Annotated in this window: 23 protein-coding genes; 3 read left to right on the forward strand and 20 right to left on the reverse strand. The window is 48.2% G+C overall.

Annotated elements, in window-relative coordinates:
• The 5 genes from MMB75_RS14785 to MMB75_RS14805 form a co-directional block, all read right to left on the reverse strand.
• On the reverse strand, positions 1–303 hold the full coding sequence (locus MMB75_RS14785) for a lasso peptide biosynthesis PqqD family chaperone (RefSeq protein ID WP_016821221.1): 303 nt from the start codon (positions 301–303) through the stop codon (positions 1–3).
• The gene (locus MMB75_RS14790) at positions 290–1348 is read right to left on the reverse strand and encodes a dephospho-CoA kinase (protein ID WP_277508401.1); all 1059 of its coding nucleotides are present in this window, start codon (positions 1346–1348) and stop codon (positions 290–292) included. The genes MMB75_RS14785 and MMB75_RS14790 overlap by 14 nt, the downstream gene beginning before the upstream one ends.
• Positions 1349–1476: 128 nt before the next feature.
• Positions 1477–1605 (reverse strand): paeninodin family lasso peptide, encoded by a 129-nt coding sequence (locus MMB75_RS14795; RefSeq protein WP_013369856.1) that lies wholly within the window; start codon positions 1603–1605, stop codon positions 1477–1479.
• A gap of 53 nt (positions 1606–1658) precedes the next feature.
• Positions 1659–3584 carry an asparagine synthase-related protein gene (locus tag MMB75_RS14800; RefSeq protein WP_016821223.1) on the reverse strand — a complete coding sequence of 642 codons (1926 nt, stop codon included), beginning with the start codon at positions 3582–3584 and terminating at the stop codon, positions 1659–1661.
• Positions 3559–4845, reverse strand: a complete 1287-nt coding sequence (locus tag MMB75_RS14805) for a sulfotransferase family protein (RefSeq protein WP_031463081.1) — start codon at positions 4843–4845, stop codon at positions 3559–3561. The genes MMB75_RS14800 and MMB75_RS14805 overlap by 26 nt, the downstream gene beginning before the upstream one ends.
• Positions 4846–5057: 212 nt before the next feature.
• Between MMB75_RS14805 and ligD the strand changes: the two genes are divergently transcribed.
• Positions 5058–5960 carry a non-homologous end-joining DNA ligase gene (gene ligD, locus MMB75_RS14810; RefSeq protein ID WP_016821225.1) on the forward strand — a complete coding sequence of 301 codons (903 nt, stop codon included), beginning with the start codon at positions 5058–5060 and terminating at the stop codon, positions 5958–5960.
• A gap of 68 nt (positions 5961–6028) precedes the next feature.
• Here ligD and MMB75_RS14815 read toward each other — a convergent pair whose 3' ends face one another.
• Both MMB75_RS14815 and cls read right to left on the reverse strand, forming a co-directional pair.
• A complete protein-coding gene (locus tag MMB75_RS14815) occupies positions 6029–6973 on the reverse strand; it encodes a YitT family protein (RefSeq protein ID WP_013369852.1) in 945 nt (314 codons plus the stop codon).
• Positions 6974–7167: 194 nt separating this feature from the next.
• Positions 7168–8598, reverse strand: coding sequence for a cardiolipin synthase (gene cls, locus MMB75_RS14820; protein ID WP_017426475.1), 1431 nt, complete (start codon positions 8596–8598; stop codon positions 7168–7170).
• A gap of 122 nt (positions 8599–8720) precedes the next feature.
• On the opposite strand from cls, the gene MMB75_RS14825 reads away from it, so the two are divergent.
• The gene (locus MMB75_RS14825; protein ID WP_031463080.1) at positions 8721–9752 is read left to right on the forward strand and encodes a M23 family metallopeptidase; all 1032 of its coding nucleotides are present in this window, start codon (positions 8721–8723) and stop codon (positions 9750–9752) included.
• Positions 9753–9797: 45 nt separating this feature from the next.
• Positions 9798–10262, forward strand: a complete 465-nt coding sequence (locus tag MMB75_RS14830; RefSeq protein ID WP_031463079.1) for a bactofilin family protein — start codon at positions 9798–9800, stop codon at positions 10260–10262.
• Positions 10263–10301: 39 nt separating this feature from the next.
• Here MMB75_RS14830 and MMB75_RS14835 read toward each other — a convergent pair whose 3' ends face one another.
• The 13 genes from MMB75_RS14835 to MMB75_RS14895 all read right to left on the reverse strand — a co-directional run bounded on the left by MMB75_RS14835 (position 10302) and on the right by MMB75_RS14895 (position 25110).
• On the reverse strand, positions 10302–11387 hold the full coding sequence (locus MMB75_RS14835; protein WP_025364270.1) for an AI-2E family transporter: 1086 nt from the start codon (positions 11385–11387) through the stop codon (positions 10302–10304).
• A 260-nt stretch (positions 11388–11647) separates the two neighbouring features.
• Complete coding sequence (locus MMB75_RS14840; RefSeq protein ID WP_031463078.1) at positions 11648–12430, reverse strand: ABC transporter permease; 783 nt, start codon at positions 12428–12430, stop codon at positions 11648–11650.
• A complete protein-coding gene (locus tag MMB75_RS14845) occupies positions 12423–13343 on the reverse strand; it encodes an ABC transporter ATP-binding protein (RefSeq protein ID WP_103042268.1) in 921 nt (306 codons plus the stop codon). The genes MMB75_RS14840 and MMB75_RS14845 overlap by 8 nt, the downstream gene beginning before the upstream one ends.
• 115 nt (positions 13344–13458) lie before the next feature.
• A complete protein-coding gene (locus MMB75_RS14850) occupies positions 13459–13956 on the reverse strand; it encodes a hypothetical protein (RefSeq protein ID WP_031463076.1) in 498 nt (165 codons plus the stop codon).
• 117 nt (positions 13957–14073) lie between these two features.
• The gene (locus MMB75_RS14855; RefSeq protein ID WP_016821232.1) at positions 14074–15051 is read right to left on the reverse strand and encodes an LCP family glycopolymer transferase; all 978 of its coding nucleotides are present in this window, start codon (positions 15049–15051) and stop codon (positions 14074–14076) included.
• 13 nt (positions 15052–15064) lie between these two features.
• Positions 15065–16405 carry a UDP-glucose dehydrogenase family protein gene (locus MMB75_RS14860; protein ID WP_031463075.1) on the reverse strand — a complete coding sequence of 447 codons (1341 nt, stop codon included), beginning with the start codon at positions 16403–16405 and terminating at the stop codon, positions 15065–15067.
• Positions 16406–16457: 52 nt separating this feature from the next.
• Complete coding sequence (locus MMB75_RS14865; protein ID WP_025364267.1) at positions 16458–17267, reverse strand: WecB/TagA/CpsF family glycosyltransferase; 810 nt, start codon at positions 17265–17267, stop codon at positions 16458–16460.
• Positions 17245–18486, reverse strand: coding sequence for a glycosyltransferase family 4 protein (locus MMB75_RS14870; RefSeq protein ID WP_277508419.1), 1242 nt, complete (start codon positions 18484–18486; stop codon positions 17245–17247). Before MMB75_RS14870 ends, MMB75_RS14865 begins: the two co-directional genes overlap by 23 nt.
• Positions 18483–19697, reverse strand: a complete 1215-nt coding sequence (locus MMB75_RS14875; RefSeq protein WP_045244084.1) for a glycosyltransferase family 4 protein — start codon at positions 19695–19697, stop codon at positions 18483–18485. The genes MMB75_RS14870 and MMB75_RS14875 overlap by 4 nt, the downstream gene beginning before the upstream one ends.
• Positions 19698–20440: 743 nt before the next feature.
• Positions 20441–21709, reverse strand: a complete 1269-nt coding sequence (locus MMB75_RS14880; protein WP_045244085.1) for a zf-TFIIB domain-containing protein — start codon at positions 21707–21709, stop codon at positions 20441–20443.
• Positions 21696–23039, reverse strand: a complete 1344-nt coding sequence (locus tag MMB75_RS14885) for a flippase (protein WP_045244086.1) — start codon at positions 23037–23039, stop codon at positions 21696–21698. The genes MMB75_RS14880 and MMB75_RS14885 overlap by 14 nt, the downstream gene beginning before the upstream one ends.
• Positions 23040–23161: 122 nt before the next feature.
• Entirely contained in the window at positions 23162–24151 is a 990-nt protein-coding gene (gene gmd / locus MMB75_RS14890) for a GDP-mannose 4,6-dehydratase (protein ID WP_016821239.1), read from the reverse strand.
• Between the two features lie 20 nt (positions 24152–24171).
• Positions 24172–25110 (reverse strand): GDP-L-fucose synthase family protein, encoded by a 939-nt coding sequence (locus MMB75_RS14895; RefSeq protein WP_045244087.1) that lies wholly within the window; start codon positions 25108–25110, stop codon positions 24172–24174.
• Positions 25111–25133: the final 23 nt, after the last annotated feature.

The raw sequence follows: 25133 nt of genomic DNA on the forward strand, positions 1-25133 counted from the left end.
TTAGTCCAACTCCCGTAGGAGCCTCAGCAATCCTTCCCGCTCCAATTCAGCTACAAAGGTATGTACCTGCTGTCTGCACTGTTCCTCGTCCACTTCATATTCATTCGTCAGGACAGTTACAATATCTCCAAGTGAAGGACTGGATTCAGCCAGTTCCCAGATCCGTCCTCCTGTGAAGCCTAAATTATAATACTTTCCAGTATGAATACTCATCATCACTTTTTCTCCGTCCATATCACTTACATAGACTTCTTCACCATACGTGATGCGATAATGATCCTTAGCTGGATTAATGGCTGCCATAACTCTTTTCCTCCTTATGAATGAGTTCAAGTACGCGTTGTACAACCTCGGACGCCGTAAAGAAGGAGCTATCCCTCAGCAGCCGCCAGCCTTCCACTTTCCGAGCCATCCGGGCCGCTGTATCAAAATACCATTCACCCAAACCCATTCGCGGAATGATCGCCCTACGATATGTATGCTGTAGTAATGTATGCAAGCACTCCAGTTTGTTCAAGGGCTGTTCCGTAACCACCACTGGCTCCCCTTCACGCATCGACTCACGGTTTGGAGAATCGCTCACAAGCTCGAATACACCGCCCAGGGGAAGCGGATCGTTATAAAATTCGTCCACAGCAGGCACGGCATATTTATTGAGCTCACCTGCAATCCTACGCAAATCTTGGTATTGTGCCCTTACAGGATTACCGTCAGTTAGGGAAAGAACATGCTTTCTTTGCCGTACATGCTTCTTGTTCTCCCGTAATGCCTCCAATTGAAGCAAGCTTTCCAGTCCCAGCTTCTGCTGCGGATATGCCGGATATACGATGGCTGCGGAAGCTGTCACGTTTATAGCAATCACATCATCACTGATCATCTGATAGCCAGCCTGTCTAAAGGCGGCAGCCAGCGTCGATTTTCCCGTGCCGGATTCACCTACAAATGCGTAGGCCCGACCTCCGATGACGACCGCACTTCCGTGAATAGGTAAAACCCGTTTTTGCAACAGTAGAACACCCATGCATGTGCCCAGTACAAACAACCGCACGGTGTCAGGATCAGCCCCAGGCAACATACTTACCTCGATTTCCTTGCCTCCCCTGATGGCATAAATGGCCGTGTCCGGTATTAGGAACATAAAGCGTTCACCCTGCATTACAAAATTGGCCTGCTCCAGTTGGTCCCTCCATGCTGACAAATCAACCTGCCGGATGACCACATCCTCTACCAATCCCGGTTCTGCTGGGATCAGCTCAGGCAGAGTTAGCTCACTGGCAATCCTGAGTCCAAAGGCTGTATATTTCACCCAACTGTTATGGGCACTCCTGTCATGCGCGATAGGACTCACTCCCTGTTCTTAAAATTCCGTCTTTATTTCTTCCGGTCCAACCTAACCCGAATGAAATAAAGACGGCTCGTGATCAGTAAGCTATCTGGATCTCAGCCCAACATCGGCTCATGTATAATTATCTTCCGTTAGCTCGGATTATACAGATCGGCATCATGGTCTGACACCCAATCAATCTGTTTCCAGCCTTTACCCGCCATAGTCTGGTTAATATCCAGCACCTCAATCGTCGGTTCCTGCCATTCTTTTTTACTCATCTCATCACCTCCCCTCCCACGAATGGCACGCCGTCTGATCGGTTAGATCCAAATCAGTTCAAACCACAGAGAAAACGGTACACGATCAGGCTGTGCATGAATAGTCGTATATTCGGATCGGATGCCTGGTCCGGACGGGGATGTCGGTATTTCGCCATAGCCGTCTTAATGTAGTCCATATTGAGATATTCGGCAGCTCGTAAATCATGACACATCACTTGCAGCTCTCCCATAAACGTGTCCCAGCAAGGAAGCATACGATGTAGCCAATCCGCAGGCTGTACGCCGCGTACTCGCTGGTTCAACCGAACATCATCGGGGAGATGATCACGCATAGCTTTACGAATGAGGGCACGGTCCCGGCCATTTTGTACATATTGTTCAAAAGGTACCGATAAGCAAAAGCGAATGACACGGCTGTCCCCGGTCGGATCACGTTCCCACAGGCCATAACGGAGTGAAAGTTTGGTCGCCATGACACCATTTTTGTTGGCAATCGCCAAATTTGAAAACTTCTCTTTTCTTGTCTGATCGGCATTTTTTCTCCAGCCAGTTCCACTCAATACGGGAATATCTTCTACATTCATCCGCTTGGCAAACTCCGGGTGAATCAGTGAAGGAATCGGACTTTGCTTGCCACGTCCCCACCATGTGCGAGCGTCAAGTGAAGTGGCTTTTTTCAACATCACGGGCAGTAAATGAGACATACGACTGCCTGTAAGCTTGCTATACCGCCTCACTCCCTGCCAAGATTGCAGCCAATGCAAACGGCGAAACTGACGGGCATAATAGTCCAGTGCAGGCCCCCACGATACGGTAAAATTGCCCCGTGCCCCAGTCAACAGAACTCCGACATTATGTTCCTGTGCTTTCTCATAAAAACCTCTAATCCAGAAGGAGTTTTCAAAATATTTGTAGGGAGCCTCCATCAACTCCAGCCAAATATCAATTTCAGAAAACGGACTTTTCCCCTCAAAATCCATATAATTTTCACGAATGTTGCCCACATAGCGAGCGGTGGACTGAATATAGCTGCGTTCATTTGCCAGCAATGTAGGCGGTGTCCAATCTGTAAAATCTTGAACAGGTACATAGCTGTAGGCATGTAGCGGCTTGTGTTGTAAGTGCAGCGATGGCGCGGCAAAGCTGGCAACCGCTCCGGAATCCAATCCCCCACTCAGGGCAGCCCCTACAGCGCGATGCGTCCGTAATCGGGCAGTTACCGCCTGGGAGAATACCTCGCGGAAAGCTTCTATGTATTCGCCGCCTGTTTTGAGCCGCAACGGCTCTACCTCATCCAGACATGCATATTTACAGAGCGATTGCTTTCCCTCTTCCATAGTGAACCAATGTGCAGGAGGCAGCTGGTTGATATGCTTGTAGGCGGTTGTCCCGATATCGACGGATTCCTGCATTGCACGGATAGATAAGAATTCGGCCAGCCATGGTTCATGCAGTTCTTTTCGCAGAGAGGACAGAACCAATAGCGGAGCGACTACCGTGCTAAACGCAAATCCTCCGTCATGTTGGTAGGTGTACAGCGTACGATTGCCTGTCATATCTCTAGCACCATATAACCGATGTTTCTTAGCATCCCAAATGACAAAGGCAAAATCACCTATCAGATAACCTGCTGCATCAACACCCCATTTGTCGTATGCCAGTAAAATCAGCTCGCTGTCCGTGATATCTATCCGCCGCCCCTGCTCAACTGCTAGTCGTTCAAACAGCTCAGAACGGTTGTCAATGATCGCATCGGCCGTTATAGCCAAATCTCTTAGCTCATCATAAAAGGGAAGACGCTCATGAACAGATTCTGGGGTCACATGCTGGGCATGACATCCCAAAAAAATGGAACCTTCACACCAAGCGCACACGCGGTCAGCGGGATATTTTTGCAGAGTTTGCATCATTTTTTCGCCTTCTTCAGCATATACAGACTCATGCCCAAATCTATAGATTCCGGCAATTGCACTCACGTTCTCCCCCCTTTTCTTTTCCGATACTTGATAATACTTCAGACGCCCAGCGCCCGAACTTACGGGCCAATAAATGGGACCGGAACCCTTGGCTTGGGCGCTGATAGCTTTGGAGCTGTGCGATCAGCCGGTTCCGTTCCTCAAAGCTATGTGCCAGTCTGTTTTCCAGTGATTGAATTCGTCGATCACTCACGATCTGTGCCATATCCATCCTTGCCGGGTTGTGAGGTGCAGTATGACAGGTTGCATTTGTCATGAATTCTTTGTTATCTGCATCCCGATCTTCCAGCATCCGATAATCTGCCTTCCATTCAAAGCCACTTTGTTGGAGGAACTGGTGTGTACGCCGACTCAACAGCTCTACATCCGGGTCATCCTCAAAGCGGACTCCAGTCATCTGCTCAGCCTGTTCCAGCGCTTCTCCGTAACCAAGCTGCCTAAACAAGCGAGCTCCAATACTTCTGCAATACAGTTCAATTTCCATTGTACTCAATAGATATTGCCAACTATGTACCGAATTCTGATGCGCCTGTTCATGCTCCATGACAAACGGATCACCCGCTCCCATGCTATAAAAAAGATTGGATTGGGGCGTATCCGCAAAGTTCCCGTACCTTTCCATCCCAGGCTCATAATAGATCTCCAGAAAATGACACAGCTTCTCAATCTCCATCCTTGGATTGGCTACGAGCTGTTCATACATCAGCGGGTATGCAAGTGGATGAGGTGTGGCAAAATAATGAGCGTACCGGAACAAACCAACCGTAATATCTGTCATTTTCATATTAAAATGCGGACTTCCCAGTTCCTTCAGCAGGTGAAAGTTCCCATTTCGGAGCTGATTGACCTTTTTAAACGAGGCCACGATGGACAAAGGATTGCGGATAAGCCACACTCGACGGGCAGCCGGGAACAAACGGTCTACAAATTCAAGCACTGTATAGTAACGCGGTGATTTGTCGATAAGCATATCAGCGGTCGTCCCTTGAAGCAGGCCATTATATATTTCAAGTGCATACGAACGAGCGGCCTGCTCCAATACATGTGGAGGGACCATACCTTTAAAAAATTGCCGGAGTATTCCTGTTCCTCCATATGGCCGTGCATGTGACTGAGGAAGATCATATAAACTGAGCAGAAACCACATTTCCTGCGTGGCAAACAGACGGGAATGGTTTTGCAAAATGGCAGTTAGCAGCGAGCTTCCACTTCGAGGGACACTCAACAGAAATACTAGCTTTCCGCCCTGCTTTTCAATCAAGCACACTCCTCCTCTACCTCTGCTCAAGACGTTTTAATAGATACATATCGTATTTTTATTATAATTTATGATACATAATGTATCTTGTCAATCCCTTTGATGGATAAATTCTGTGCTGCACGCTCATGTTAAACCTTATGTAGATGTAGAAATGCTGCCAGTTGTCTGTAAATAATGATCTTGCTGCATGTTAACCAAAGGAGCATAGCACTATGGGACGAGCTGTTAAAGGTACGATTACGATTGAAGGTCATGAAATTGCGATCACAAACCCGGATAAACCGCTGTGGCCCGAAGCAGGTGTAACTAAGGCGCTATATCTTCGCAAGCTTGCGGTATTGGCCCCCTACCTGCTCAAATATTGTCATCAGCGTCTATTGACTGTCATCCGTTGGCCACATGGTATTCATGGGGATTTTTTTTATCAGAAAAATGCCCCACATCCTCGGCCAGACTATATTGAAACCGCTCTGCATGATGGCATTGAGTATATCGTGCTTGGCAAGCTGCCCCAACTACTCTGGCTCGGTAATCAAGCTGCGTTGGAATTTCATCCCTCTCTGCACAGAACAGGAAGCCAACTGCCCTGTGAATGGATGATTGATCTAGATCCATCCAGAGAAGTCGAGCCACGTATTATGGAGGCCGCCTCCATTGTAGGGGAAGTATTGGCTTCGCTTGGGTTGGACTCTGTCCCCAAAACCTCCGGGGCCACAGGTGTACAAATTATCGTCCCGATCCGTACAGGCATCACCTTTGACGAGCTACGCAGCATCGGACTGTTGGTTGGACAATTTGTGACGGAAAAGCACCCGCATCTGTTCACACTGGAACGGTTAAAGAAGGATCGTGGAACAGCCATCTATTTTGATTACTTGCAGCATTATCAGGGAAAAACCCTAGCCGCTCCTTATACTCCTCGGGCACGTCCCGGTGCTACGGTCTCGACTCCGCTAACCTGGGAAGAGGTACGGCAAGATGTGTCACCACTTGATTACCATTTGCTAAATATTGAGGAACGGTTAAACCAGGTAGGCGACTTGATCGACAAGGTGCCTCCCCAGCCCGTAGAGGACCTCCTCAAACATATGCGCTCCAAAACACACCCAACCTGATCCATGCTTTGAAGCACAAAAAAGGGGACGAACCCCGCAGCCATAGGCTGAGAAATTGTCCCCTTGCGCTAGTGTATTCCTTTTTTCTTAAAACGTCCGCCCTTCACATCGTGAATATTACCAATTGCAATGAAGGCGTGCGGGTCCCAATCCTCAACGATGCTCTTGAGCTTCGCTTCCTCCAGTCGGGTAATGACGACGAAAATCACTTTTTTGCTCTCGCCTGTAAAGCCGCCTTCACCTTCCAGGTAAGTTACCCCCCGTCCAAGACGGTCCGTCAGGGCATCTCCGATATCACGGTATTTATCACTAATAATCCAGACCGATTTGGACTGATCCAGACCCTCAATTGTAATATCAATCATTTTCATAGCAATATAATAAGCAATCATGGAATACAGGGCATTCGGCCAACCGAATACAAAACCCGCACTTCCCAGAATGAAAATATTAACGAACAATACGATCTCACCGACCGAAAAAGGAGTTTTTTCGCTGACGAGAATAGCCACGATCTCTGTCCCATCCAGCGAGCCGCCGGACCGAATCACAAGACCCACTCCCACGCCGAGAATGACACCCCCGAAGATAGCGCCAAGCAGCGGTTCCCCAGGCGTCAATGCACTTACATTGTGAAGTAACGCAGTTCCGATGGACATAACGACGATGCCGAATAATGTGGATAAAGCGAAGGTTTTACCGATTTGTTTGTAGCCGATAAGTAAAAATGGAAGGTTCAACAGGGTCAGGAAAATACCGAGCGGATAACCAGTAATCTTGGAGGCCATAATGGAAATACCTGTAACGCCGCCGTCAATAACGCCGTTAGGAACTAGGAATATTTCCAATCCCACGGCCATCAGCGCTGCACCAACCACGATCATGGCTGCACGCTGCAATAAGCGTTTTACTTTGTTCTTTGGATTAGCTGGAATTTTGCTGATCTTGGTCAACTCTCCGGTTACATCTGTGATCTCAGACAGATTTTGGACTTCCTTGCTCACTACACTCATATATAAATCCCCCCGTTACAGTATGGTATATTGGACCGAAAAAGGGGCTGCTCTCCGCAGTCCCCTCTCCTTTACGGCGCTTAGTTATGTGATTAGTATATCATAAAACTGTGATTTTGCGCAAAAAAGTTAGCAAAGAGCACATAAATCACAATAAAGCGGGATTATATTGATAAAAACGGCGAAAACCGGCTCTAAAGGAGGGGAGAGAGCATGCGAGTTAGAATTTCAGCTATTTTTTGAGATCGAGGGCGTCTGCGGAACACGTTCAAATCTATTTTGGAAGAGTTGGAAATGTCCTCTACAAAATCTGCCGAAAGCCGTTCCAACGCCGAAGTTGCAAAAAGTACAGCGGTCAACTCAAAATTATAGAAAAAGCTACGCATGTCCATATTGGCGGTCCCAACCGAGCCGAGCAAATCGTCCACAATCACCACTTTAGCGTGAATAAATCCTTTTCGATATTGGTAGAACTCCACTCCTGCCTCCAGCAGTTCTTGCACATAGGACAGTGACGCCAGGTGTACCAGTTTCGAATCTGATTGGTAGGGAATAATAATTTTCACATCTATGCCGCTGACGGCCGCCAGCTTCAGTGCCTCATAAATCCCCGGATCGGGAATAAAATACGGCGTCGTTATCCAAATCCGCTTTTTGGCAACCGTAAGCGCTCCAAAGCACAATTCCTGAATCGTATCCCATACCTGATCGGGCCCACTGCTCAAAATCTGTACTTCCTCATCCCCTGTGCAGGTATGTGGAGGAAATAAATTCACGTCCATTAGCCTCTCCCCCGAAGCCAGCTTCCAATCGCTAAGAAACACATTTTGCAGAAAATAAACGCCATCTCCTTCAATCTGCAAATGCGTATCCCTCCAAAATCCCACTTTGGGGTACTTTCCGAGATAATCGTCGCCTACATTGATTCCCCCCACAAATCCGATCGTGCCATCCACCACCACGATTTTCCGGTGATTGCGATAGTTAATCCGGCGGTCCAGCGTGGCGAAAAACGGCGGTAGAAAATAATGAAATTCGATCCCAGCCTCATTACAAGTGCGAATAAACGAATAGGGTAAATGGTAGCTCCCTACGCCGTCCACAATGAATCGTACCTTAACTCCCTCGCGTGCCTTACGGATCATGACCTCCTGAAATTTTTTTCCGATTTCGTCTGCCCGAAATATGTAAAACTCCACATGGATATGATGTTGTGCCTGTTCCATCGCTTTCAGCATGGCGTCGAAAGTCTCTTCCCCGTTCGTCAGCACACGTGTACGGTTGCAGCCAGTCAACGGGTTTTCCGACATACGAATTAACTGGTTAAACAGACGCTCCTGATGCTTGAAATGGGGATTGTGCATTTGCTCTACATTTTCAATCACCTTGGTTTGCGCCCACAGATGTTCACGGAATTCACGAAATAGCTGCGATCCTGCTTTACGAACCACTTTACGCTTCTGGTAATCCTGAGCAACAAAATAGTACACCACAAAACCAATAAGCGGGAAGCAAAACAAAATAAAGAGCCAGGCTACCGCTTTGGACGGCTTGCGAAATTCAAAGAGCAGAATCGTCCCGGTCTGAAAAATAAAAATAATTAAAACCAACAGCAACCACAGCATGTCTAAGCCTCCTTATATATCTACGTTTTATACAAAGCTCCAATTTTTTTGACATGTTTGCCTCTTAAGCTGAATAGATAGTAACCAAGCACTATAGGAGCGATGTCCGGAAAGGAGCGATTATGAAAAAAGGAAGCCTAAATCGCCGGATGACCCTGCTTGTCATTCGGGATGCACAGCAACCGCCCAAGCAGCTACAATGCTCCGCAGCCGCTGTCATTCTCGTCCCGACCCTTGTGATCGCATCAATCTCTACGCTCGTGATCGGGCTGCAAATCCGTTCTTCCCATATTATTTCCCAAATGGAAACCAATCTTGCTGTCCAGAGTTTGCAGATGGAGGTTACGGTAGCAGACAAAGACGCAGCCATTGGGCGACTGCGGCAGGAAGTCATGGAGCTGACGAATCAAGCCACCAGTATTCGCGAACGTCTCCAGCGTGTAACTGAGCTGGAACAACAAATGCAGCAATTCATTCGTAAACACGGAAATTCCTCCAGCGCAAGCAGTAATAAATCAACCATCACCCCCCTCTCCTGGGATGCTTCCGGCCATACCGGCGGTGAATTGATCGCAGTGCATGAAAATACAGCTCTTCTAGCCCGCCAGGCCATGGATGATTTTCAGGAAATCGAAGCTCTGCTGGACACAGTGGAGCGCACGGTTCCGCGCTCTATTCAACAGGCAAACGCCGTACAGCAGAACCTGGAGCGCCAACAAGCCGCGCAGCTGCTCCAGACCCGAAGACTGGCACTTGCTGAACAAGGCAAGCCCTCCATTTGGCCTGTTGGTTCGCGGCGCATGACCTCCAGTTTCGGCTATCGCAGCGACCCATTTACAGGGAAATCCGCTTTTCACTCAGGCGTGGACATTGCCGGTCAATCCGGTGATCCTGTCTATGCAGCAGGGGCAGGCACTGTGCTGGAGGCCGCTTCCAGCGGAGCTCGCGGCAAGTGCATCATCATTCAGCATCCAGACGGACTCCAAAGCTGGTATATGCACCTAAGCGGTATGCAGGTGGCTCCGGGGGACCGTGTTCACAAAGGACAGACCATTGGCCTGCTGGGAAGTACCGGGAGAAGCACAGGACCTCATCTTCATTTTCAGATCGTCAAGCATAACCAACCTGTTGATCCATTGCTGTATGTACAATAAGGGTTTTGCAAAATACCGACAATAAAGGATTGGAGGAAAACGATCATGTTCAAGGAATCCAAAAAAAAGCTCTCCACCCCGGCGACGACGGATACACTGCTCGCGAACGGCACCAGCTTTGAAGGTACGATTGAGGCAGAGGCCAACATTCGCATTGACGGTCATTTTCAGGGCGATATCTACAGCACTCGCACTGTCGTCATTGGAGAATCAGCAGTTGTACGTTCGGACATTATTGCACGGGACGTCATTCTTGCCGGCAAGGTATTCGGCAGCATCACCACAGAAGGACGGCTGACCATTACATCGACAGGCGAACTGTACGGAAATACGGCGACCCCTACATTGGTCATTTCTGAAGGCGGCGTACTGAACGGCACAAGTCAAATGAACCAAACTATGGATGCAGAGTCGCCAGCTGCTATAGAGAAATCAGAGGATGAAAATCAATCCAGTTTCAGCCAAGACATAGAGGACAGCCAAGCCTCCCTACAACCTGAAGCGGGATAGGGCCGGCTTATACTCCTATATATCCAGTACATCCTCCAATCACTCCATAATATCCTCCACTCTGCGTTCCAAAAATAAATGGTACACCTTGCGTATGACGATTTTGCCGCACATATATAATGGAATAACCAAAATGATACCCAAGATCCCGAGCAGGTCGCCACCAACTAGCAATAAAATGACGACAGTCAACGGATGAATGTCCAGCTGCTTGCCAAAGACAATCGGCGACAGCCAATTATCCTGAATTTGCTGTGCAACGATCACCACCACCAGCGACCAGAGCGCCATGGAAGGCGATTCGAGAAATCCAATGATAACCACAGGTATAGAAGCAGCTACTGCCCCCACATAGGGAATAAAATTAAGGAAAATCGAAATAACGGCAAGCAGCAAGGCATAAGGCAAACCAATAATCAAAAATCCAAGGAACATCATCAAGCCCAACGCGACATTGATCAGCACTCGACTGACGATAAAGCTGCTGAGCGCACTATCAATATCCTCCATAACTTCCAGCGCGTCCTTATGATACTTTTTAGGAAAGAAGTTAAGCATTTTGGGACCAAACTTGCTCCCTTCCTTCAACATGTAATAGAGCAATATGGGAAAGGTAGCCAATACGATAAAAAAGTAGGATACGAACGATACCAACTTTACCGAGTAATCTGACAGCGTTGAAAAAGCTTCGTTTAACGTATCTGACAGTTGTGACAGCGGGTCTTCACCCGGAGGCAGTACTTGTCTCAAGGATTGATTATGCCGCCATTGGCTCAATTGATCAACCAGACTTTTAATAAGCTTCGGCGCGTTCTCAAATAAATTGGTTACCTGATCACGGAGCGTAGGCCACACTCCCCATGAGAAGAGGAACAGTAACACGCCAATAACCAAATAAATCAGCAATATGGAAATCGATCGTTTGATTTTTCTCCGTTCCATGACATCTACAATCGGTCTCAATAAATAATAGAGGAAAAAAGATAGCATCAACGGTACAACCAGCAAGCTGACCAAGGATACAAGAGGACTGAATATAAAGCTTACTTTGGTGCCCAAGTAAATGATGAGCAATAGCATGACGATTCCTGAAGTCAGGCGAAAAAAACGATTATTTTGCAGCATATCATACGCCCCCCTGTTCTGTTTCTCTCTACTTCTTTAAACGCAAACCGACCCTATTGATTGATTCTTGCTGAAAATAGATTACAATATACCCACACTTACAGAATATGTAGCAAAAATGACATAGATACTGAATAAAACAGTGCCAACATAGCAAAAAAGGAAGTCCAAATGGCTAGGCATTGGACTTCCTTTTTGTGATCTCAGCATTTTGCCAAAATCCTCGTGTCATTCAATCACACATGCTAAGAGATACGTGTTTAGGTGGAGACATCGCGTTTTACGAAAACCACCCAGGCAATCGCGATAAAAACCACATAATAAGCGGCCAGCACGGCGAGCGAAAAGGTTAGATTGGAACTTACTGTACCCGGCGGCATATCTAGATATTTTTTCAGATCCATATGCGTAAAGAGTACGTATTTGGTCCATTCAAAACGATCTGTGCTGAACAAGCCAATAGAGTTATAAATCGTTTTGGTGAACATCATAAACAAGGACAAACCAATCGCCAAGGCGCTCGAACGAAACACCGCGGATAACATAAATGCAAAAGCCATGGTCACGAATAAGGCGATATAGCTATACAAAAAGTTCAGCGTTTCGTAAGATATCGGATCACTGAACAGCGGAACAGAGCCCGCTGGTGCGTCCTTAGATAACATCAGCCAGGAGGACAGCGTAACCATCAAGACCAAAACGATTGTTCCAAGCAAGCTGAACAAAATCACCGATATATACTTGGACAACAAAATTTTGCTGCGAGTCCAAGGACGGATGAGCAGCAACTTAATCGTTCCCCATGTAAATTCGCCAGCCACCGAATCAGCAGCTACAATGACCGTAAACGTCGTATTGAGGAAAAATGTAAACAACGTTGTCAATGCGATGCCATCCCACACACTAACCTGATCAGAAACTAGAGAAATCAGCATCGGAATCACAGCGGTGATGACCGCCAGCAGCCCCAGCATGATCCATGTGCGCACACGCAAGTAGATTTTAAGATTTTCATTATGTACCAGCTTGAAGAAATCAGCCAATGGACCCGCCTCCCGTCACTTCCAAAAATTGATCTTCCAACGTACGGGCAACCGGGCGAATCGCATACACCTTGACTCCATTTGCAACCAGCAGACTGTTCATCTCTGCAATCTGTTCCCGCTCCAGGTGAAGCAGTAGTTGATTGCCTTCGACGCGCCCTGCTCCAGCAAGCGTATAAGCTTGCTCAGCATCATTGACTTCAAAAGCAATTTCCGCCGTCTGCACTTCTCCCTCTGTATTCTTCAACTGCTTAATATCAACCAATCGCCCGCTCTGAATAATGGCCACGCGATCGCACATCAGCTCCATTTCGGACAACAAATGGCTTGATACAAACACGGTAATTCCTTCGGTACGGGTCAATTGACGCAAATAATCCCGCAGTTCACGAATACCCTGCGGGTCCAAGCCATTGGTCGGCTCATCCAGCACGAGCAGCTTCGGTCGATGCAAAATCGCCTGAGCTACCCCGAGTCGCTGACGCATCCCGAGCGAGTAGGTTTTGACTTTATCATGAATTCGGTTTCCGAGTCCCACCAGACGAATCGCTTCATCTATACGTTCTTGGGTCACCCCAGGCGACATGCGCGCAAAATGCTGCAAATTTTGATAGCCTGTCAAAAACTTGTACATCTCCGGGTTCTCAACAATCGCACCGACATGGGAAACAGCCTTTTCGAAATCGGTATTAATGCTGTCTCCGCAAATATGAATATCACCCTTGCTGATCGAAATCAGGCCAACCATCATACGAATAGTGGTCGTTTTTCCTGCACCGTTCGGTCCGAGGAAACCAAATACCTGTCCTGCCGGAACCTCCAGTGTCAGATTGTCCACGATCGCTTTTGAGGAAATGATTTTACTCACACCCTCCATCCGTATGACGGGAACCTGCCCTGTCGCTTGCTGCATGCTATGAAACTCCTTCCACCCGGAGTGAAGCTGTCATCCATTTTACTGTACATTTCCGGTTTTGGAAGTATTGTACCATATTTATCCTGTCAGAAACACCTTTGGGAGCACCTTATCACGTCGGTTCCTTCTCCTTGTATATCCAAAGCACTCTCCACTCCTCATCTTCCTGCGTCACATAACAAGGCTGTACGATATCAAAAGTACCGAATCGGGTCTTGTAGTGCTGAGTGACTGTAATACGGTAGACCTTCCCTAAATCTTCCCCATTCGAATCGGTACGAATGTCATATTCAGCCTGCGGCTCCCCCAGTTCAAACGTAAACGTATCCGTCCCCATATCCTGCATAAAAACGTGCGCACGCTGCTGCACATACGTGGACTTCTCGAATTTCTTCTTCATTTGTGAATGAAAAAGCTCCCATGAGCCGCCAAAATTCCCCGATTGCTCCATCGTGTAGAACTCGTTCAGCGCTTCTACGGCTTGATCCCCTTCCCCTGTAGACATCACCCCACGCAGACCCATCCACAGTAGCCATAGCAATCCACATATGATTGCAAAATACAGTAGCTTACGGACGAACGCCGAAGCCGCTCTCCTTCTAAGCAGCACACCTGTCCCTCCCTCTGTCGGACTGTACCGAATACTCTACAGATGTATGTGGGACAAGAGAAGTTTAGAAGAGAATAACAGGTCTCCCTAAAGGACATTCGCCTATATAAGGGATGCCTAAGGTGATGCGGGAGTGGTGAGCAAATGCTTCTCCAGCACTCCATGGATACGTTGGCGTTCCTGCTCATCTACGATGTAATAATACACACCGTTAATTTTGCTCCCATGTCCCTTTATCTCAACGGTATCCGTCTGCTTAAGAGACGGGCCGATCCGGGTCAGGAAGGTCTTCATATCGTCAAAGCTAATGTCTGTGCGAATCTGCTCCCCCGCTGCCTCTAGTATCGGTTTTACTCGCAATAGCCCTTCCTTGCTGATGGACTGGGCAAGAATTTGCTTGAGCAGCTCTCGCTGGCGAGCGTTCCTTCCGAGATCCCCACGCGGATCATCAAATCGCATACGGGCATAGGCCAATGCTTCAGTTCCGTTCAAGTTCAAATTCCCCTGCGCAAAATGATGCCCCTCATACTGAAAATCAAGTGGATTGTAGACCTCCACTCCTCCCACAAGGTCCACCATTTTCGCAAACCCTTCCATATTCATTTGTACATAGTAATCTATCGGGTGATTCAAAAAATGCTCTACCGTACGGATCGACATATCCACGCCCCCAAAAGCAAACGCGTGATTGATTTTGTCCTCACGCCCTCTACCGACCAACTCTGTTCGCGTATCACGCGGAATGTTGAACATCAACATCGAACCATTGGCGGGATTCACAGATAGAACGATCATCGTATCCGATCGTCCTGGATCGTGCGGTCGCCGATCAACACCCAGCACCAGCACGGTGAACGGCTTGAACTGAGAGATGGCTGCCGGATTGGGTGTACTTGATCCAGTGTCTGTACCTACGGAGCGCCCTGCTCCGCCCGTTGCAAGGGTAGAGACCGCTCCGGGCTGCACGATGCTGCGCGGATGATACATCGCATTTGCCGCTGTTTTAAAGGAATGATACACATAGACGGTATAGGCGGCACCTCCTACAACCAATAACGCCACAGCCCCCAATGTCACCTTCAGCCATCGTTTCATACGCAGCCTCCCTTTACGGATTCACTACAGACTGATGACGATCTATATCCAGATTGTTCATCTGTGGCCTGCCGACAGAATAGTATGCAAAGGCAGATTGTCTGATTTGTTCTTCGCTGTACACATTGCGCCCGTCAATCATAATGGGATACTTCATCAGCTCGTTCAGCTCACCCAGTCCGACCTCACCAAACTCCTCCCATTCCGTCAAGAGACATAATGCATCGCATCCTTCTGCTGCTTCTCGTGCGCTATCGGCCCACTTTATTTCCGAGCTGTCCAGTAATCGGCGGAAGTTAGCGGTAGCGATCGGGTCATATGCACGAATGTGTGCCCCTGCCTCCAGCAGCGACTGTATTATATCCAGCGCCGGGGCATCTCTTACGTCATCTGTATTTGGTTTAAAGGCCAGCCCCCATATGCCAATCGTAGCCCCTTCCAGCTCACCCAGTGCCTCTTTCAGCTTGCGAATCACGTTAAAACGTTGTCCCTGATTCACCTCTACCACGGATTTCAGCAGCTTAAATTCATAATCCACGTTGCCTGCAATTTGAATTAAAGCCTGCGTATCCTTGGGAAAACACGAACCACCATAGCCGATACCAGCAGACAAAAAGGAGGAACCGATCCGCTGATCCAGTCCCATACCGTGTGCCACGCGTGTAACGTCTGCACCCACCTTTTCACAAATATTCGCAATCTCATTAATGAACGAAATTTTGGTCGCCAAAAAAGCATTCGACGCATACTTAATCATCTCGGCCGAATGGATATCCGTGGTTAAAATATTCGTTGTCAGCGGCTCATGCAGAGTAGTTAGCACTGCGGATACATGCGGATCGGAAGCTCCAATGACGATTCGATCAGGCTGTAGGGTGTCCATGACCGCCGAGCCTTCTCGTAAAAATTCAGGAACCGAAGCGACACCAAAAGGATAGTTCGTGCGGCTAGCGATCCAATTTTGAATACGCTCGTTCGTTCCGACAGGCACCGTGCTTTTGGTAACTATGATCTTGTAGCCATTCATGGCAGCTGCCACCTCGCACGCTGCTTCTTCAATATAAGACAAGTTGGCTTCGCCGCTCGGCAATGAAGGCGTACCCACCGCCAAAATAACAATTTCAGCTGCCTGCACTGAAGCTGCGGTATCTGTTGTGAAGCTTAGCCGGCCCTGCTCGACATTATCTTTAATTAGAGCCTTTAAGCCTGGTTCATAAATCGGTACTCCACCTGCACGCAGCTGACGAATTTTGTCTTCATTCTGATCGATACAGACGACGGTATTGCCAAGCGCGGCAAAACAGACCCCTGACACCAGTCCGACATACCCGGCACCTATAACACATAGTTTCAAACCAATTCCCCCTTTTACATGCTGTCTCATTTCACTGTACTTTTGCCCTGCTTCACTTCTCTACGCCTCTCCCTGTATGCCGATTATGATAGAGCGTGAGCCTTTTATTATGCCGATAGGATTTGAGAAAACGATAGATATACATTGGATTGTTATAGGCATACCTCTTCCATAAACGCTTTGGCTCACAGAGCAGACGGTACAGCCACTCCAGTCCCAACCTTTGTATCATTAGCGGCGGTCTGCGAACCTTGCCTGTAATATAGTCAAAGGCAGCCCCTACTCCAACCATCACGCCACGGATACGATCCTTGTTGCGATGCATCCAGATTTCCTGCTTCGGACAGCCCAGACTGACGAATATGAGATGCGCACCTGAAGCATTGATTTCCTCAATGATCCGCTTCTCCTCCTCTGGCTGAAGTTCACGAAATGGCGGTGAAAAGCTGCCCGCGATACGAATTCCAGGGTAATCCTGTCCTACCCTGTCTTTTAAGCTATCCAGCGTATCCGGCGTACTGCCGTAAAAATATACGCTCACCTCCGTTTGTGGCGCACGTTCGCACAACTTGAGCATCAAACTGGGACCATCTACTCGATCCTGACGCTCGAACCCATACAGCTTAAGGGCCCAAACCAGTGGCATACCATCTGGAGTACACAAATCAGCCTGAGTGAGCGCTTCGTGGAACTCGGGATGATTCCCGGCCGTGACAATGGAGTGGGTGTTGCAAATACATACATAGCTGTCCTTTCGTCCGACTGCCCATCGTTCCAGAGTATGTACCGTCTCCTGAAACGTCAGCGCTGCAACATCTGTGCTCGCAATCCTTCCGACTCTATACTGGGGCAGCTGCTTCATAATCACATTCCTCCATGGCCTCGCTATATATCGCCAGCAGTTGCTTCACATTCACTTCTTCCGTATAGTGTGCTGCATAGTTTTCCGCCACTTTCTGTCTCATAGCTGCATAGTTCTCATAGGCTACTGCACGGCGAATCACGGTCTTTATATTTTCCAGATCATCATGTTGAAAATGGAAACCCGTCACTCCGTCCTCCACGATTTCCTCCAATGCGCCGATTCGGCTGCACAATACCGGCGTTCCCACGGAATAGGACTCTACAATCGTCATCGGAAAACCTTCATACCAAATGGAAGGCACCATCACATACATGGCTCGGCTCATACAATCCAGCACCGTGTCTCCATCCTGCTTGCCGAGAAACCGAATGTCTTCCTGCGAATAAGCAGCAGCCAGTTCAGCCTTTTGCGGACCATCGCCAATGATGACCAGTCTCAATCCACCTCGATCTTCCAGCTGTGACCAGGCTTGCAACAGATTGCGAACCCCTTTTTCAGCTGAAATCCGGCCCACGAACAACAAATAACGATCATTGGGGTCATACTTGGCTTTGACTGTTTGATGATGGATAAAATTCGGTTTTACTGCGATGCGATCCAGCGGAATGCCACTTTCGGCAAATTTGTCCCGTGCAAACTCCGTCAGCGCAATATAGCGACTTACCTTGTGCTGCCATGTGCCGATCAGCTCGTTGAACTTAATCATCGCCGCCACCGGAATCGTCTGCAGCTGTGAGCCTCGGTAACATCCATGACGGATGGAGTGCAGCAGCGTGCCGTGCAGGCATTTTTCACAAACTTCATTCCCTCGCATAAAGGTTGCCGCCGGACAAATCAGCCTGTAATTATGCAGTGTCTGGACAACCGGAACCCCCAGCCGTTCACAGGCATGATAGACCGATGGGGATATGACCGGGAAAAAATTATGCACATGTACCACATCCGGTTTCACTCGCAAAAGCAGCTCTTTGATTCTTTTGAATTCTGGGAAGGACCAGGCTGCCTCTACCGCCAGCTTTGCCATGTTGGCCAATCCTTTGCTTTGAATGCTGTCGTTATGCACATAGTAATGCTCCGTCTCTATTCCTCTGGAACGCAGCATAGCCGATTCCTGCTCGACAACCTTGTCTTCTCCCCCACTTTGCTGGTAAAAGTTATGGATGATCAGTACTTTGCTTACAGGCGGGGTCATTCGTCTGCTAACCTGTTGACTCACGTGGCCGCCCCACTTTCCTGTGTTGATTGCATAGCGTGATTGGAGCTTATGGGTTTGATCCGCTGCTGGCTTATGATTTCATCCGCAATCCGATCCCACGACATACGCTCGAGCGTAAGAAACGCTTTCTCGGCCAGACTTCGTCTAAGCCCAGCATCATCCAGCAATGTGCCTATACGACCAGCCCATTCCTCCTCCGAAAAGCTTCTCAGCATCACTCCGCTCACTCCGTCCTCAATCAAGGTAACCGAGCCACCGTTCATCGAAGAAATAATCGGGACACGGAACAGCATGCTTTCCAGCAGCACCATGCCAAAAATATCGTATTGGGTCGGAAACAGCATCACATCCGCTGCTCCGTAAATCTGCCACAGATGACGTTGCTCCACTCTTGGAAAATGTATAATACTATCCGTCAACCCCAGTTGCTCAGCATAAGCCCAATAACGATCCGTATCTATCTTTCGTCCATCCCCAACCATTAACAAAAGGCAGCCGGGATGCTTTTGGAGTACTCTTTTGAACGTATTCAGCATAAAACGTATATTTCTCCGTTCCTCCAGCACACCGACATACAGCAACACCGGGCGATTACCGATCCGACGCAGTTCATTCGCAACCTCACGGTTTTCCTCACGCTCTCCGCTTTGGTCGTCACTGTTGAATCCTTTCTCTACATTGCTGCGGTCCAGTCCGACCCCAATCGTTATCACGTTGTCAAAGCCTTTATTCTCCAGATAGCGCTTGGCAAGATCGGATTTGACATAGGTTCGGCGTAGAGACTTTGTCACCTTAGGCAGCAGCATAACATCGTACAGTTTGCGGATCAGCGCATGCGTATTATCCCGGTATGGACCGTGATACAGCGCCAGCTTATCGGGACATTTGCGGGAAAGCAGGTAGGTCATGATCTGGTTGTATTCTGTAGTAATAACCAGATCATAAGCTGCCAGAAAAGAATCTTTGAGAACATCTCTGTAGATGCTGTTGCTTAAAAACTTGAAACCGTGCAGCCAGATAATGCGCAAGGTGCAGCCTGCGTGACGATAGACTTGTTCCAGATGGGTCTCCTTACGATCGTTGTAGTAAACAATATCGCAATCGTAACCTTTACGGACGAGCGCTTTGCCCAAGCCGACTTCCTGCAAATTGTATGAGGCTCCATTCACCTTGCTGGCAAAGTTGCGAAGATACAATATTTTTGGAATCATCATCAGTACTCCTGCCATTTCATATTGGGTGAGTTATGGCACGCGGGGGTTAGAGTCCGCTACGCGGATGGATCATTCTTCCGATCGCTGTTATCCCCGGATTTCATCTGATTTATATAAACCCTTTAAAGGGTAAAATCCGGGGATAAAGGCGAACGCTATCGCTTCTTCAGAACGATTCCATCCACTCCGCTGCTGACCGCCGTTTCCATAAAGTCACCCCATCTTAAAAAAGGGAATGCTGTGCATGAAGTGCCATCGCTGCGGATATACGCGTGCGAATGCATGCAGGGCGTTGACTTCGTCAAACGACTTGTAAGCTTGGCACGTTATGGCACGCTCACAAGCAAGCATGGCTATACTACTGCTAGGCTGACCAAGATGCCCTAACTAGGCTTGATTTTGCATGCCGTAAGCACTTATTCATCAAACTCTTTCAGCTTGAGAGAGGACTATACAGAGCATTAATACACCGGCATACATGCCCGGCGTGAAGTTCGCTGCGATAGGGCGAAGCTATTGCCAGGCGGCTCTTACCCTCCCCCACCTTATAGGCTGGGGGAAAATCTTTTTTGGCGGCGGTGGGTAGCGGAGGGTAAGGATTTGAAGCTGGAGAATCGTCAGCGTTCGCCTCAAAGCTTTCCGAAGGAAAGCTCGCTTCGAAAGCATATTCCCCGTGGGATTCCGCTCTCTATAGGGCTTTATTCAACCTAAGGAATCCCTCGTCAACAGCGATCGGAAGATCAAATCCTTCCCGTAGCGGCCTTTCCCCTCCAACTTGAATGTTCCCCCTGCCGTTGTCTTTCCTCCATCATCTGCATATTAAAATGGTCTGCCCCTTTAAGCTGGGCGGCTGCCATAGCCGCTACCAAGCTCACGCTCGATTCCATCGGTACAAAGCGATATTTGTAGGCTGTAAGCCGATGATCCGTTTCGTGAAATAAAATGTCCTGGGCATAATTGCCCCATCGGTCTTTAGGCATCAAATCAATCGTCATACCTGCATGTGCAGAAGGCAGCAGCATATTGGAGCCATGAATACCAATGACTAATCGGCTGGCTGCGTATACCTCGCATACCCGCTTTTCACTATCCCGATCGAAGCGTGAGACGCGCTCGTCAGCAATCCATGCTGGGAAGCTTCCCGTGCGCCCAAGTCCCGCAACTGTAAAGCAATGATCAGGGAAGCTTTCTCTCAGTTTGCGGAACAGTCCAATGATTTTGCTGCGTTGATGATAAATTAGCGGTTTCAGGCCACGTTTGAGCTTCGGAAATTTTTGCACTGCTCTGGCAATATGATGGCTGCCGCTCCACAAGCGGTCTTCCCTCCATACAAAGGTAATGCGTGGCTTCCGCTCACGTTCCTCGTCATAACGGGAGACCCCTGTAAATTGTTCAATCTCAAATTGGCTGGGATGTGAATATGCCGGACTGACATACACCTCATCAAAACGTATCAATTCCTCAATCATCCGATGATGTAGCAGAGGATAAAAGTTTCGCGCCTTGTTGAACGGGACATCGACAGTCCAAATTTCTGACACATATGCCGGCACCATCCACTCCAGCGACTTTTGCACAATAACGATGATCCCCAGTTCCGGCGATTGCTCATATTCACGCTGAACATTCAGCAGCTTGAGCAACGCATGACCATATAAATAATCTATAGTGTTGACAATGATCACCCGTGAAGAAGCTTTCTTTTTATGCACGGTCATACCGACTGCCAAATCATAGGAAGGATTCATCAACGATTGCCGCAGAGGCTCTCCGAGCCATTTTCTTGACTTCGCATTACCGGTCAGGATATAGTCAGGCATTTCTACACGATAAGGTGAATACGTCGCATGACCAACCCTCATGTCCTCGAGATATTCACGTCCGCAACCCTCACACTTAGTACTGACACATACGTGGATTCCCTGCCACAGCACCTCTCCAGCACGTAACGTGTCTCCACAATGCGGGCACTGTTCCTCATGCCGAACAAATGGTTTAATCGGTATCATGATTGTTCTCTCCAACTTTCGGTACTGTAATATGAACATGCCAGAAGGTCAGGATTGACTTCATCATCCAACCCAAATTGGCTTTGACTTCCTTAAACAACAAATCCAATAGAAATACAGATATCGTAAAGGACAAAATCGTCGCCACTAAGGACCCTCGGACACCAAGCCATGGAATCAGCGCGTAATTGAAGGCTATATTCGTAACCGCACCTATTATCGAGGTCAGCAGCGTGTATTTGAACAAATTTTCATTGGTGATAAACAAGCTTTTGGCGACACTAAAGTTGGTGAAAAATAGACGAATCGCAAACAGTGACAACAGCGAGCCTGCTTCAGCAAACTCTCTCCCATACAGCACAACGACTACCCATTGGGATAGAAAAAATAAGGGGACTGAGGTCACAAGAAAGCATATAAACATCAGCCGATACACGTTAGACAACGTCCGTCTGTATTCGTCGCTTCCTTTCTGCTTGGAACGCGTCACCACCGGGGCATAAGCTGTCGTTAGCACGACCGGGATAAAGCCCAGCACCTCGATGAGTCGGAGTGCAACGGAGTATTGCCCGACAGCCTCGTTTCCCAACAATTCTCCGATAATGACCTGATCAATCCGTGCCTGTACATATACAGCGGAGGAGGACAAAATAAGCGGCCAGCTGTGATTCATGATTCGCCGAGCAGTTGCGAAGCGGAACGTCCACTTGTTCACACGCCGCCCTTCCTTATGGAAGAAATACAGCAGCAGCAGGCTTCCCAGCAGAAACTCTCCATGAGCACACAACGCCACTGCCCAAACTGGAATACCGGACAATAATAGAATGATTTTGACGGTGGAACCGAGGACAAAGGCGGTATTCTTGGCAACAACCGTATATTTGGACAACATCTGCGCACGGAACCAGTAGTCGATAATATCAAACAACTGAAATACCGAGGCCGTAGCCAGGATCAGATTGATTAGCCGTACTGAACTGTCTTCCGGTCTGAGCAGTGAAATAAAGGAATAGGACAGTACAATGGCTACCAAAGTACCTAACAACTTCAGCAGAACCGCCGTACCCAATAGTTCGTGCTCATCCTTGGGGTGTTTGACAAGATCGCGTACTAATATAGAATCAAAGCCAAGGGTCGTGAAAATCAGGAACATCCCGAAAAAGGATTCCGCATAATTCCATTTTCCCAGTTCCTCTGGTCCCAACACTCTCGCCATGATGATGCTGACTGCCAGCCCGAACACCATGCGAATCATTTTGTCACCGAATAGCCAGGATGTATTCACCAGCAAGCTTCTGCGCGGTTTGGCACGTTTCTTGACTAATGTCATAGGTTCTACTCCATCTTGAAAAATGACCTTAAACATTGCTTTATGATCTGTTGATCTGTCATACAGCTGAAATCATGTACAACGAAGAGACCCCCCGGCCAGGCGGGCGGCCTCTCCACCTCTTACACGACGACAGAAGCTTCAACTGCAGCCTGCCTTTTTACACGCTCCAAGTCTGCATCCACCATCATACGAACGAGCTGGTCGAAGCCGACTTCCAATCGCCAGCCCAGCTTTTCTTTCGCCTTGGCACAATCGCCAAGCAATAGATCTACCTCTGCCGGTCGAACAAATTGCGGATCAATCACGACATAATCTTCGTAATTTAAACCTGCATGAGAAAAAGCAATTTGCAGCAGTTCACGCACAGAATGCATTTCTCCTGTAGAAATCACGTAATCATCTGGTCGATCCTGCTGAAGCATCAGCCACATCGCCTTTACATAATCCCCTGCAAAACCCCAGTCTCGCAGTGAATCCAAATTCCCCATGCGCAGCTCCTGCTGCAATCCCAGCTTGATACGAGCTACTGCATCCGACACTTTGCGTGTTACAAACTCCAGCCCTCGGCGAGGTGATTCGTGATTGAACAAAATACCGGAGCAAGCAAACATATCAAAGCTTTCGCGGTAGTTGACTGTAATCCAATGGCCGTACACCTTGGCTACACCATAAGGACTACGTGGGTAAAATGGGGTCGTTTCTGTCTGCGGCGTCTCCAGTACCTTACCGAACATCTCGCTGCTTGAAGCCTGATAAAAGCGTGCATCCGGCTTGGCAATTCGAACCGCCTCCAGCATATTGGTAACAGATAATGCTGTGATTTGCCCTGTAGCCAAGGGCTGCGGCCATGAGGCCGCTACAAAGGATTGAGCAGCCAAGTTATAGACCTCATCCGGGTCGGACTGACGGACGGCTTCGATCAGCGAAGCCAGATCGGTCATATCACCGGAAAGCCAGTGAATGTCATTCTGGATATGCGCTACATTTTCAAAGTTCGGTGTGCTGGTTCGTCTGCGCACCCCGTACACCTCATAATCCTTGGACAGCAGCAACTCAGCCAGATAAGACCCGTCTTGTCCGGTAATCCCAGTGATCAGCGCTTTTTTCATTCCAATTCCCCCACCGTTATTTATTGTTCAACCAGATCCAGACCTTGAAATGCCTGGTATACAGACCTTAATCCTTCTTCTAGTGAAATACGCGCCGACCAGCCCAGCCCGGAAATCCGGGATACATCTACCAACTTACGCGGCGTTCCGTCAGGAACGGATGTATTAAAAGTAATTTCGCCCTCAAAGCCGACTACATTTTTGACTCGTTCAGCCAGCTCACGGATGGAAATATCCTCACCCACACCGATATTTACAATCTCATTTCCCTCATAGTTATTCATCAGAAATAGACAAGCATCAGCCAAATCATCCGAATGAAGAAATTCTCGCCGAGGCGTACCGGAGCCCCACACTTCTACAGTCGGAGATTGATTCAGCTTAGCCTCATGAAACTTGCGGATCAGCGCAGGCAGCACATGAGAGGTTTGGAGATCAAAATTGTCGCCCGGACCATATAAATTCGTAGGCATCACCGAAATAAAACGGGTTCCATACTGACGGTTGTAGGACTGACACATTGTAATCCCGGCAATTTTAGCAACCGCATAGGCCTCATTGGTAGGCTCAAGCTCACCTGTAAGCAGATATTCTTCTCGCAACGGCTGTGGAGCAAATTTGGGATAGATACAGGTAGAGCCTAGAAATAACAGCTTACTTACATTCTTCCGGTATGCCGCATCAATCACATTTGTTTGTATAAGTAGATTGTCACGGATAAAATCGGCCGGATATTCGTTATTCGCCAAAATCCCGCCTACCTTGGCTGCTGCTAGAAATACATAATCCACGGGCTCTGTATCAAAAAAATGATCTACGGCCTCTTTATTGCGCAGATCCAGCTCACGGCTTGTGCGAGTAATAATATGACGATATCCCGCTTTCTGAAGCGCTCGAACAATAGCGGAACCCACCAGCCCATTGTGTCCTGCCACATAGATGTTAGAATGTAGCTCCATCCTTCTCTCCTACCCCTCTTTAT

It is taken from the genome of Paenibacillus sp. P2(2022) (genome assembly GCF_029522175.1).
GTDB classification, from domain to species: Bacteria; Bacillota; Bacilli; order Paenibacillales; family Paenibacillaceae; genus Paenibacillus; species Paenibacillus polymyxa.